Source organism: Moritella dasanensis ArB 0140 (assembly GCF_000276805.1).
Taxonomy (GTDB): Bacteria; Pseudomonadota; Gammaproteobacteria; order Enterobacterales; family Moritellaceae; genus Moritella; species Moritella dasanensis.
On record NZ_AKXQ01000010.1, the window covers coordinates 122,704 to 135,476 of the forward strand.

Annotated in this window: 11 protein-coding genes; 7 read left to right on the forward strand and 4 right to left on the reverse strand. The window is 42.8% G+C overall.

Annotated elements, in window-relative coordinates; all coding sequences use genetic code 11:
- The first annotated feature begins 115 nt into the window (after positions 1–115).
- The 5 genes from A923_RS22220 (at position 116) to A923_RS0110310 (ending at position 5,406) form a co-directional block, all read left to right on the forward strand.
- Entirely contained in the window at positions 116–1,036 is a 921-nt protein-coding gene (locus tag A923_RS22220) for a LysR family transcriptional regulator (RefSeq protein ID WP_017221596.1), read from the forward strand.
- 137 nt (positions 1,037–1,173) lie between these two features.
- The gene (locus A923_RS0110295) at positions 1,174–2,307 is read left to right on the forward strand and encodes an adenosine deaminase family protein (protein WP_017221597.1); all 1,134 of its coding nucleotides are present in this window, start codon (positions 1,174–1,176) and stop codon (positions 2,305–2,307) included.
- A gap of 62 nt (positions 2,308–2,369) precedes the next feature.
- On the forward strand, positions 2,370–3,677 hold the full coding sequence (locus A923_RS0110300; protein WP_017221598.1) for an NCS2 family permease: 1,308 nt from the start codon (positions 2,370–2,372) through the stop codon (positions 3,675–3,677).
- Positions 3,678–3,869: 192 nt separating this feature from the next.
- Positions 3,870–4,301: a GNAT family N-acetyltransferase gene (locus tag A923_RS0110305; RefSeq protein ID WP_017221599.1), complete on the forward strand. Its 432-nt coding sequence runs from the start codon at positions 3,870–3,872 to the stop codon at positions 4,299–4,301.
- Positions 4,302–4,350: 49 nt separating this feature from the next.
- Complete coding sequence (locus A923_RS0110310; protein ID WP_017221600.1) at positions 4,351–5,406, forward strand: serine hydrolase domain-containing protein; 1,056 nt, start codon at positions 4,351–4,353, stop codon at positions 5,404–5,406.
- 80 nt (positions 5,407–5,486) lie between these two features.
- Here the strand turns inward: A923_RS0110310 and A923_RS0110315 are convergent, their stop codons facing one another.
- On the reverse strand, positions 5,487–6,608 hold the full coding sequence (locus tag A923_RS0110315) for a flavin monoamine oxidase family protein (protein WP_017221601.1): 1,122 nt from the start codon (positions 6,606–6,608) through the stop codon (positions 5,487–5,489).
- Positions 6,609–6,729: 121 nt separating this feature from the next.
- Positions 6,730–7,398 (reverse strand): cupin domain-containing protein, encoded by a 669-nt coding sequence (locus tag A923_RS0110320; RefSeq protein WP_017221602.1) that lies wholly within the window; start codon positions 7,396–7,398, stop codon positions 6,730–6,732.
- A gap of 178 nt (positions 7,399–7,576) precedes the next feature.
- Between A923_RS0110320 and A923_RS0110325 the strand changes: the two genes are divergently transcribed.
- Positions 7,577–8,482 (forward strand): LysR substrate-binding domain-containing protein, encoded by a 906-nt coding sequence (locus A923_RS0110325; RefSeq protein WP_017221603.1) that lies wholly within the window; start codon positions 7,577–7,579, stop codon positions 8,480–8,482.
- Positions 8,483–8,493: 11 nt separating this feature from the next.
- Here the strand turns inward: A923_RS0110325 and A923_RS0110330 are convergent, their stop codons facing one another.
- Both A923_RS0110330 and A923_RS0110335 read right to left on the reverse strand, forming a co-directional pair.
- On the reverse strand, positions 8,494–9,255 hold the full coding sequence (locus tag A923_RS0110330) for an enoyl-CoA hydratase/isomerase family protein (RefSeq protein WP_017221604.1): 762 nt from the start codon (positions 9,253–9,255) through the stop codon (positions 8,494–8,496).
- A 228-nt stretch (positions 9,256–9,483) separates the two neighbouring features.
- Positions 9,484–11,034 carry a cytochrome-c peroxidase gene (locus A923_RS0110335; RefSeq protein WP_017221605.1) on the reverse strand — a complete coding sequence of 517 codons (1,551 nt, stop codon included), beginning with the start codon at positions 11,032–11,034 and terminating at the stop codon, positions 9,484–9,486.
- A gap of 162 nt (positions 11,035–11,196) precedes the next feature.
- On the opposite strand from A923_RS0110335, the gene A923_RS0110340 reads away from it, so the two are divergent.
- A complete protein-coding gene (locus A923_RS0110340) occupies positions 11,197–12,735 on the forward strand; it encodes an ATP-binding protein (RefSeq protein WP_017221606.1) in 1,539 nt (512 codons plus the stop codon).
- The last annotated feature ends 38 nt before the right edge of the window (positions 12,736–12,773 follow it).

Below are 12,773 nucleotides of genomic sequence, written 5' to 3' on the forward strand. Positions count from 1 at the left end.
CGCAATTAAGGCAAAGTGTCATCATCATTTATGCAGTTAATGGTTTTTATCCTGCAGGGAGTGTTGCTACAATAGCCGCCTAATTTAGCGATCTGATTTCGCAAGGATGTGCATAATGAGTTTTGACAGTAAATGGCTAGAGGATTTTTTAACCCTCAATGAAACTCGTAACTTTTCGAAAGCGGCGCAATTAAGGCACATTACCCAGCCTGCTTTTGGTCGGCATATTAAAGCCCTTGAAGCGGCGGTTGGTCAGCAGTTAGTTGACCGCAGTTCACAGCCGATTTGTTTCACACCAGCAGGTAAGCAGTTCCGTAGCCTAGCACAAAGTTTGTTAAAACAGCTTAACCAAGGCTTAGATGAGATCAATGGTATTGATCAGCCTATCCTTGATCCCTTACGTATTGCCTCGCCACATTCACTGTCTTCTCCGACGTTAATTGAATTGATGGATATTGCCGAAAGCCCGCAATCATTGACCTATAGTGTGGATATTTTACGAGTTGATTTAGCCGTTAAATCCTTGGCGAATGGCGAGTGTGATTTTCTGTTTGCGTTTGATATTTTATCCCTGTTACAACCTCCGTATCAGAACCTATTTTTAGGCGATGGTGATTTCCTACTGGTCACTAAAGCAGATGATGTCGGTTTGCCTATGTATCAGTTAGGTGAAGAGTCGGTGCCGTATTTACGCTATTCTGCAGAAAGCTACAGTGCACGACTAATTAGCAGCGCGCAGATACAACAGCCGGGCTTTAATTGTCATCCGGTGTTTGAATCATCTGTCTGTCAGTTACATAAAGAAATGGCGTTACGCGGCAAGGGGATTGCGTGGTTACCTGATTGCTTGATTAAAGATGAGTTAAAGTCGGGTAAATTAGTACCGATTAATCCAGCCGTTTACCGCATTCCTTATCAAGTGCGCTTATATCGTAATCGCGCACGTTTATCTATCGAAGCTGAACAATTTTGGCGTACTTTGCAAGACAAAACCAATGAAGACTGGCAGATTGCCGAGGCGTTTTATAGCGCTTAATTATATGACAAAGTGTCGATAATGGATCCTGCATTGCGGTGATGCTATTTTTGCATTGCCATACCATTTTTTGCATTTCTTTCTTGGGTCTAAATCAGCGATACTCACGGCTTACTTACTTTGTTTAGAAGGTCGTTGTGAGTCAAATATCATTTCATCAGTTTTTAAGTCAGTTTCCTAAAGCCGACTTACATTATCATTTGCTTGGCGGCGTGCGCTTAGAGACCATGCTGGCCTTTGCGAAAAAGTACGATTATCCATTATCGGAATTGGAAGCCAAGAGTTATTACCGCGCACATAAAGCCGAAACCGGCTCTACCAAAGGCGGTATTGCGGCATTAACCTTTCTGTATGAATTGATGCAAGAGGTTGAAGACTACGAACGCGTACTCTTGGAAGTTGCAGAAGATGCCCATGCCTGTGGTGTTCGATATATCGAAACCTTTTGGAATCCTTCTGATACTGCTCTTCGTTATCAAGACGTGAACCAAGCCCTCGTTCGAGGCATCGAAACAGCCTTGCAGCAATTTAATATTACCATCCGCCTTATTCCATCAATCAATCGTGAAAAGTCCCCAGAACTTGCTGTGGAAATGGTTGAACTTATGTTGCAGCACCCACACCCCTATGTATTGGGTATTGGCATTGATTATAAAGAACATAACGCGTCGGTAGAACAGTTCTGGCAGGCTTATCGTTTAGCACAAGACAATGGTTACAAATTGACAGCGCACTGTTCTGAATTCGGTTTGCATTGGCGTAATGTAGTTGCTGGTATCGAGCTGGTGGAAGTGGATCGTATTGATCACGGGTACAGCATTATCGACAATCCTGAGCTAACCGCGCAATACGCGGAGCAGGGTATTCCGTTTACCGTGGTGCCGTCGAATACATATTTCTTAAGCCAGTGGCCTGATCATGCAGAGTGGCAGGTTAAACACCCGATAAGAGCCATGGCCAAAGCGGGATTAAATATAATTCCGTGTACTGATGATTGGCATATGCACGCGACGGATAGTACTAATTGTTATCGGGTGATGGTGGAAGACTTTGGTTTTGATATCGAAAGCCTGAAACACTTTATGCTCAATAGCCTAGACGCGAGTTGGTTACCGAAAGAGACCAGAAAGCAATTGCGTTTAGAGTGGGCGGCTGAGTTTGATTTACTGCGGGCGCAAATAGATAAAGACCCTGAAATAGCGCCGGAACACTTAATTGAATATCGCCGCCACCCAGTTTCAAAACAAAAGTTTTACATTAATAAAGATTAACTACCCGCACATAAAACACTCTTATATCTTGCATAAAACTATAAATGGAAAGGAAATCAGTAATGTTTAAAATAAAGGAGTTCTTTGAGTTCGAGAAGAACAACACGGACTTAAGGACTGAGGTCATTGCTGGTTTTACAACATTTGCAACGATGGCTTATCTGATTGCAGTTGTACCTGGGATGTTGAGTAAAGGTGGTTTACCTTTCTCGGCAGCGATGACGGTGACTATCGTCATGACAGTGCTGACTACCTTGGCGATGGCGTTTTACACCAATCGTCCGTTTGTACTGGGTCCTGGTTTAGGCAGTGTGGCGATCTTCTCGTTTACCTTGTTAGGTGACGGCGTGCCACTAAGTATTGCGTCGGGTATCGTGTTTATCAGTGGTGCGATCTTTATGGCGGTATCATTTTTAGGTATTCGTGACTTTATTGTTCGCGTTATACCGCATAGCATCAAGGTATCTGTTGGTGTTGGTATTGGTTTGTTTATTGCGTTACTAGGCTTGAAACAAGCGGGTATTGTCATTGCTAACCCGTCGAAGAATGTACTTAACCTGGGTGACTTATCTTCTGCTAAAGCGCTGATGTCGATGCTTGGTTTCTTTTTGGTGATGTTCTTTGTCGCGCAGAAAACCCGTGGCGGTATCATCTTAGCTATCTTGATTACGACGGCGATTAGTATTCCGTTTGGTCTCGCTAAAGTACCTGATTCATTGTTTGCTATGCCGGGTAGCATGGAAGGCATGCTGTTTCAAATAGATATTATTGGTGCGTTAGATCCTAAGTATCTGCCTTTTTTGTTGGCGTTTTTTATTCCTGATTTTTTCTCGACGTTAGGTACGCTGTTGGGCGTGGGTTCACAAGCGGGTTACTTGGATAAAGATGGTAACTTACCGGGTATTGAAAAGAACTTCCACGTAGATTCATGTGCAACGACCTTTGGTGCGTTCTTCTCATGTCCTGTGCTTACTACTTATCTAGAAAGTTCTGCGGGTGTTGAAGCGGGCGGTCGTACTGGTTTCACTGCGGTTGTTACAGCTATCTTGTTCTTGTTTACCTTGTTCTTGTCACCACTAGCAACGATGATCCCAACTGTTGCGACAGCACCTGTGCTTATCTACATTGGTTTCTCGATGATGTCGTCAATGAAGAAAGTGAACTACGAAGATATTACTGAATACTTCCCAGCGTTCATCTGTGTTGCTATGACTATCTTTAGCTTCAATTCTGGTAACGGTATTGCTGCGGCCATGGTTGTGTATGCTTTCCTTAAGATCGCGACTGGTCGTATGAAAGAAGATCATTGGTCAGTATATGTTATTGCCCTTGCGATGATTTACTACTTCTCGGTAGTCGCTAGCCACTAATATTGAGTACTGAATGAGTTGATAACAATGTTATTAACTTATAGTAAAAAGCCAACACAGACTTAGGTTTGTGTTGGCTTTTTTGTTTCTAAATTCTAATCTAATAAACTTGTTATATTAATTACTTATAGGTACTCTTCGTTTTTTAGTTATCAATCAAACTTCTTAAAATACATTCAGAATGTAGGGCTAATGAATATTGCATACCGACTTGCGACTGAGCAAGATTATGATTTCGCGTTTAAGTTAAAAAAAGCGGCGGAATACGAACCGATTAAAGCTATTTTTGGTTGGGATGAAATCGTCCAGCAGCAAATGCATGCGCAAGAGTGGGCTGATGGTAAGCCTATGTTGATCTGTATTGATGGCATAGCGGTCGGCAGTTATAAGATTGAAGTGGAAAATAACCACATTCATTTCTGTCGCTTTTTCTTATTACCGGAACATCAAGGTAAAGGGATTGGTAGTCAGGTATTAAAGCAGCTCATTACTCTTGCCAAAGAGAAGCAATTACCTTGCAAGCTAAGCCATTTACAAGGTAATCGAGTAGGTGAGTTATATGCACGTTTTGGCTTTGTGATTGATAGCTGTGATGAACAGTTTGTTTATATGTCACGTCAATAAACAGCAAATTTAGATAATTGCTCACAACCTTTATACATGGACTTATAAAATGATAAAAACGAACGTACTTGCCTGTCGTTTGGCACATGGCTTGGTGTATAGCTTGGCTATGACATTACCAATGGTAAGCCTTGCTGCTGTAAATAATGAGACAGATCTGCAATCAGTATTTACGAGTACGAATGCACCAAGAGTATTTAGTGGCATAGCTGTTATCGCAAAGGGGAGTGATATTACGTTTAGTTATGCATCGACATCTCAGCCTGTGGTCGATGGCTTGGAGGTTGCGGCATTTACATTACAAACCCCTTTTGTTACCGCGTCATTAAGTAAACAAATGACGGCTGCGTTAGTCATGCGAGAAGTTGACCAAGGTCGAATCACACTTGATGCCCCTATTACCCAATATCTTGAATACTTGAACGGCAAGTGGGATGCAGTTATTACTGTCAGACAATTGCTTAACCATTTGTCTGGTATTGTTGCTATCGACAAGCCACTTAAAACGATCCCAGGTGAAGTATTCGCTTATTCAAATACAGGCTATAACATATTAGGTGAAATAGTCGTTAAGGCATCAGGTGAAGGTTATCCCTTGTTAGCCTCTGAGATGTTTAAACGTTGTGGGATGGATAATACGAACGCATCAAGTAATACCAATAATGCAGTACGCTATCACGAAAAGTCTGTTGGTGAGCTGGTGGCGATGACTAAAGATTTACCTGCTAGTTTCGCGCCGAGTGCAGGTATTATTTCTACCGCCGAAGATTTGGTTGCATGGAATCAGTGTTTACATAATAGTGATTTGTTATCGGCTAAGTCACACTTGCAAATGGTATCGAAAGCAGCGACAAGACAGCACCGTTGGGGTGACCTAGGATATGGTTTTGGCCTGCAGTTATCAGATACTGGTACGGTGAAAGAGTGGAGTCACAGCGGCTATGTACTCGGTTATATTTCAACGCTAAGTTATTACCCAGAATCAGATACCAGCATGATTTTACTTGAGAATATTTCTTGGTATCCCAAAGATATGACGCGAGTGTTTTATTATCATGATCAGCTGAGAAAGCAGTTATTAAAAACCGCGATTGATAATCACTAGTCTTGATAATCAGTGGTCGGGATGGATAAGCCTGTTGACCGTGAAAGTTACTATAACAGTCACTATAAACAGGCTTAAGGCTAAAGCTTTACTCGTGACATTACCATTTCAGCTGCCTCTAATGCGCCTTCGATATAACCGCCGTTTTCTTCTGCAGATTCTGTTCCCGCGAAGTACCAACCTTGTTGATTAACAGGTATTAGCGCTGAATGAATATCGCGTAATCCATAATGTGGATGGGCACTAGGTGCATTTTTATCGGCATCAGTTGCTGTCAGTATTTTTTGGCTCCAGTCCACTAACTTCACATCAATTGGTTGCGCCGCTTGTTCACCATACATCCGTACAAGCTGTTTGACGGCTAATGATTTGATGAGTTCATTACCTGCCGATTGGCGAGTGTGGGCATCGATACCGACAAAGCCAAATAGCGCACCATTACCACTGCTAGTCGCGCTATTTGTCGCATCAATAGTGCTGGCGTCATGTATTTCTGCTAACGGACCCACTTGGCTGCTGGCAGAACCGGACAAACCTGTTTCACGCCAGAATGGTGTATCGTAAACAGCGAAAAATTTGGCATGCGCCGCCATCCATGTCGCAGTCGCTGCAAACTTGTTCTGCACTTGCTTCGGTAAAGCTGGCGTAAATTTAATACTATTGGCAAGTAAGCGTAATGGCATCGCAAAGATGACCTGGCGCGTTTGGATTGTTTGTGTTGCACCGTTTATTTCTGCGGTAACGATAGAATAACGATCTTGATGCTCGGCACTGTGTTCTGCATAGTACTCGACGTGAGTGGCCTTGGCATTACAAATAATATGCTCATCGGTTAGCTTAGTCTTGATACCATCGATAACGGTTTGCATGCCGCCAGCAACCCGCATTGATGGTGGTGAACCGGCATAACCTGATTCATAACGTAGTGGGGCTTTGTTCTCGTATTTATCAAACAAGAATGCGCCTTTATCATGTTGTGGGAATACAGGTAAATGCAGTTCATCAATCAACTGAGTAATGCGCGGGTGCATATCTGGCCAAAACCAAGACGGTCCCATATCAAACTGGTCTTCGGTATAAATACGACCACCAAGTCTATTTCGACCTTCGAGTAAAATATAGTCTTTACCTTGTTGTTCTAATAAATAAGCTGCATATAAACCGCTTAATCCACCGCCAATAATGACAAATTCTGTTTTCATCTTTAACTAGACCTTGTTAGATGTAAATATCGAAATGATCGTTTATAAATTTTTAAGTCACAGCGTCTTATAAGCATTTTTTATACCCGATGTCGTATACCGACTTCTTGTATATGCTTTTTTATAAACGATAGCTGTGATGACCCATTTTGATCCAAACAACGCAGTCGTCAGCAGTTGTGGTGATATCTAGCGCTTCACCAACCGGCAATCGTAACCAGTCAAACTTGCTATAAACCTCACCCTGATGATTTAACTCACCAGCAACCACTAACACTTCAATGCCACCAGGGTTGTCTAGGGTGATATGTGAGTTGCGCGCCCAACGTTCTAAACGCACGACTTCTTGTTTGAAAGCATGCAGTGATTGGTATTGCACCGCATCGCGTTTTTCATCTTGGATAAAAGCTTGATTAGCGGTATTGATCTCTACATCTTGGTCGTCACCGTCTTGGAACTGACCGAGTTTTACAATGATCATACAGCCGTCTTTGACGATTGGCGCGTGTTCAGTACCGACAGGGTTACGCTTATACGTGCCAACAGGATATTCACCGTGTTCATCGCCAAATACACCTTCTAAAACTAAGAACTCTTCGCCGCCAGTATGCACGTGATTAGTGAAAACACTGTTAGGTTCATACACAACCAGTGTTGTTGGCGTTGCTGCAAATTCATCGCCGTCACGTTCTAGCATTTTACGTGATACACCTTTAAGCGGAGAGGGTGTCCATGTTGATACATTAAAGAATACCTTTGCAGGTTGGGTTAGGTCGCTATTAATGTTCATCTTGTTATTCCACTGTTTCATTATAGGGAGTGGGTAAATGCATCTCGTGTCTGCATTAGATAAGAGTTAGATTTATGCATTAATTATGGGGCTATTCTTTGCATAAGACAAAGCACTACTTCTATACTGTCGATATAGTTTTTGTTTAGTGGTTAATTGCAGTGAGGTCATGTCGTACATGAATAATATAGCCCATTTAAATGCAGTACGTGCTTTTGAAGCATCTGCGAGACACCTTAGCTTTTCTTTGGCGGCAAAAGAGCTGAGTGTCACCCCTGCCGCAATAGGCCAGCAAGTCCGTTTATTGGAGGAGTGGCTAGGCGTAAGCTTGTTTATCCGCGCCAGTAGTGGTGCTTCACGTTTGACATTGACGCTACAGGCTAAGCTTGCGCTGCCCGAAATCAGTCTCGGTTTAGAGCATATATCACAAGGGTTGGCGTTATTACAAAAACCGATTATCAATAATGCCATTACTGTGTCAGTGAGCCCTGCGTTTGCCGCGAAGTGGTTATTAATGCACATTGATGATTTTCAACTTAAGCACCCTGACTATGACCTACGCTTAAATACCAATTCGCGTTCGGTTGATTACTTTGCTGAAGACATTGATATCGGCGTGCGTTATGGCAAAGGCAATTGGGCGGGATTATCACAAACATTACTGATGGATGAAGATATCTTTCCGGTGTGTTCACCTGACCTGATTAAACAGGGGATGGCTCTGCCGACGGACTTAGCTAACTTCCCACTGTTACACGATCATTCCATGCCGGTAAGTTCGGGCTTTCCGACCTGGGCTAGTTGGTTAGCGGTGCAGGGAATTAATGGTGTGGATACCAATAAAGGCTTGAAAATTAATAACTCAGCGTCGGTAATACAAGCGGCCGTGGCTGGGCAGGGCGTTGCATTAGGCCGCAGTGTATTGGTTAAAGATGATCTTGCTTGTGGGCGTTTAGTTAAACCATTTCCAGCACTTGATAGCAGTACAGAGCTCGCTTATTACATTGTTTGGCGACCTGAGCATAACTCGTTAACAAAAGTGCAGGCCTTTAAGACCTGGTTATTAACAACTGTTGTAACTTAAAATAATGCTAGCTAGCACTGGCTAAAATCCGGTTGGCGTTTTTCCATAAAAGCGCTAACCGCTTCACGGGATTCTGGTTGAGTGACTAAGTGAGCAAGGCTTTTATTTTCATATTCGACGATATCTAATAGCTGCTGTCGAGATTCTTTCATCAACATGGCTTTACTGGTGCGCATGGCTATCGGTGCCAGTTTTGCAAGTGTGATTGACCTTTGCATTGCTGCATTATCTGGTGAGTCACAGACTTCATTCGCAAACCCTAACGTAACCGCTTCACTTGCCAGCATCGACTCTCCCGCTAACAACATCGCCCGCGCTTTACGTACGCCTATCTGTTGTGCTAATAATTGGCTAGAGCCGAGTTCAGGGCATAAGCCCATCGCCACGAATGGTGTTTGAAACTTTGCTGTTGGCGATAAGTAGAGGAAATCAACAAACTGTAACATTGTGGTGCCGATCCCCATCGCTGAGCCATTAACAGCGGCAACAATCGGTTTATCACAGTTGATTAATGCGCGCATAAAGCGGGCACCATATTGATCTGGTTTGCCTTGTGACATGGCTTGAAAATCTTGCATATCATTACCGGCGCAAAAAATATTGCCCATACCTTGAAGCGTGACGACATGAATTGCATCGTCTTGTTGTGCTGATTCAAATCCTTGCGCGAGTAATAAATACATGGCTTGGTTTAAGGCATTACGCGCTTTAGGACGGTTGATTGTTAGGGTTAAAATATTATCCTGCACAACTGAAGTAATGAAGTTATCCATGTTATAAACCTTAAATTTGAGCTGGATATTTATATAATATCCATTAAGGTTTTACTTTAGCATGACTTGAATGACAGATTTGTCGCATGAATCACGTGTGTTTTTTATGACGTGAGTGATGATGAGTTTTGTGAACTAAGGCAATAATTATATTATATATTTACAGCTTAGTTCACACCTTTTTTAGTCATTATTTCAGTCATGAATTCAGGTATAAGTCGTTAACGGTTATAAAGGACTGTCATTAACATCCGTGGCAATCAGTACTTGGTCATCGGGATTATCTGTGGTGTCATTTGCTATCCACGGCGCAAGACACTCACGCTCTTCAATGCAAGGATCAGTCAAGCTATTGAGGAAAGCCACCAGCTGGTCAACTTCATCATTATTTAAGTTAATATTGGGTAATCGCGATGTGCCTTCTTGACGTTCATCGTCAAGTTTATCCAGTGCAAGTTCGCCGTTTTCTCGTACGTTAGGATACAAGTTGGTGCAGTTGGCGACATTATCAAATTGCGCTAATTGGCACCACTCATTATCATCCGCATAATCATCAATACTGCGAGTTGGGTTGTTATAATGACGCACCACTCTCTCGAGTGAATCAAATGTCCCCGCATGCCCGTAAGGTGCTGTAGCGGCAATGTTTAATAAGCTTGGTGTACGGAAGTTATATCTGTCTTGCTCATCACCAGTAACTTGTTCTCGACCAAAATCATCATCGCTATTATTGCCATCACCTTTACCAACACCTATCTGTGGAAAGGCGACAATATTGTGGCGTTCGTCACTTAACAGCGGGCCGCTATGGCAAGCTGAACAGCCTGCACCACCCTCGTCAGGAGCATCAAAGAATAATAACGCACCTTGTTTTTGCTGTTCTGTTAATGCGCTCATATCGCCATCGAGATAATCCCGCCAAGGTGAGTTAATAAAGACCATCGAGCGTTCATATTCACCAATGGCCTCTGCGGTATTTTCGAATGTAAGCAGATCTTCGGCATCGACATTACTGTTGAACGCAGTTTCGAATTCACTTAACCATTCATTTCGACTTAGATCGCCCGCCCCTTCATCATAATCGCCTAAACGTGCAGCAAGGTGATGACGAATAACATCATTGCTACTGCCATTTTCAAAATCAGTGGTTTTCATTTCTTCCGCTGACGTAACTGGAAACCTAGCTTGTGCGGTCACTAAGTTAGAACCAGCGTTACTGTCAGCGATACCAAAGCCACTATCTGGGGTACTAATGCCTGACGCGGCACCATTTTGATTATTTTCTTTGCCTAAGCTTTCTATACGAGAATCCCAAAATAAACTACTGTCCCATAACGCGACATTAAATATGGTTGGGCTGTTACGTGGTATAACGGGGATACCACCACTATTTTCACGGCCTTGGCCAAGCACGTGTGGGTTGATTGCTTCGACACCAATAGGCAGGCTTAGCGCGTCTGCGCCACCCTGAGTTGGATGATGGCAACTGGCGCAAGCGGTATCAAAATTACCCCCGAGGCTTTGGCTAAAAAATAGTTTTTTACCTAGGTTAGCAAGTGGAGAATCAATCGAGGGGATATCTCGGTTTGCAATCGCAGAGCGATCCAGGTTTTTTTGACTAATGACTGCTTGTAGGGAAATGTCGAATTCGGTTGGCTCAGTGCTATCGGCTGTAGCACCATTGGTGGCGGTATCTTCACTGGTATTACACCCTGATAACACCAAGGGTAGGGATAACATGACAGCGAATACCAATGGCTGCTTTACTGTAAATATCATATCAGACTCCATTCATTTATATTTTATTTGATTACATTCAGTTTAATGAAGGAGTATGGAAGAACGATGCAATAAATAAGGAACAAATGTGCAAAGTGATACTAAGTTGAGACATTTATGCCATTTAAAGGTATAACTTAGAGATATCGGTAGGGAGACTCGATGCGTATATTTCCTAAATTATTACTTATTCTATTATTAACCAGCGCCATGGTTTTATCACTTTTATATACCTTGATGCAGTGGAGCTTTGATCGCGGCATGCTGAATTATGTTAATCAGCGCGAGCTTCAAAGTATGCAGTTGTTATCTGATAATCTCGCCTCTTTTTATAAACAAAAAGGCCGTTGGGATGAATTGGTAACATCGTCTCTGCAGCGACCTCCGCCACCAAGGAAAGGTGAGCGCCCGAATGAGCATAGACCTAATCAACAGAGACGAGAAGACAACAGAGGCAACGGACCTCGCGAATTTAGACATCGAGAGTTTGAGCGTCGGCCACCACCACCGAGGCGGCGAGGACAGCGAACTGAAGCAGACTATTGGCCTATGATATTAGCGTTATCAGCCCAAGGTTTACATTACCCTGCGGGTATGACGGAACAAGTGAACAACTACCCACCAAAGCAACATGCGCTACGGATTAGTTTATTAGACAAAGATAAACTGAGCCTAATTGGGCGGTTTAAAGATAAATATAATACCAAATCGATCTTACTTAATGGCGAGATTGTCGGTTACATTGCCTTACCGCCGAGTAAGGCGTTAACCGATGAATTTGATATCGCGTTTGTGGCCGAGAACAACCAGAACATTGGGGTTATTATTGCCGGTGTGTTTGGACTGATTTTTATTATAACACTGCCGTTATCACGTCACTTTGTATTACCGATCACCAAACTAAAAAAAGCCGTCGTTAAGTTGAATAAAGGTGAGTTACAAACCCGATTAGCCGTTGTTGGCCGCGATGAGTTAGCGACATTGGCGCGAAACTTTAACGATCTTGCTGCGACATTAGAGCAAAACGAAGATTCAAGAAAACGTTGGCTTGCTGATATTTCTCATGAGCTGAGAACACCCTTAGCGATAGTAAAAGGTGAAATCGAAGCGATGGAAGATGGCATTCGGCCGTTAAATAAAGCCGGATTATTGTCTTTATCAGAAGAGGTTGCGCATTTACAAAAATTGATTGACGATCTCAATGAACTGACGAATGCTGAAATCGGGGCGTTACGTTATCAAAAGCACGCGCTTGATTTGACTCAGCTAGTCTCTCAAAATGTAGAACGTCATCAAACCATATTAGATAAAAAAGGCTTGCTCGTTCATACTCAATTCACCAGTGCACCAGTTGTTGTATGGGCCGATGAAACACGTATTAATCAGCTTCTCGATAATCTGTTGTCAAACTGTCTTAAATATACCGATGCCCCAGGTAAGCTATTCGTTACGTTAACGAGAAATAAACAAAGCGTCGATATTATTATTGAAGACAGTGCGCCAGCGGTACCAGATAGTGCGCTTGCTAAGTTATTCGAACATTTGTATCGGGTAGAAAGTTCTCGTAATCGTAAAACGGGTGGTTCAGGCTTGGGATTGGCGCTTTGTAAGAATATTGTTCATGCACACCAAGGGTCGATAAATGCGTTTGCATCACCGCAAGGTGGATTAGGTATACAAATTACATTACCCTTAAACTAACCTGAAAGTAGGAAACGTCCCATTAATACCGATAAGTG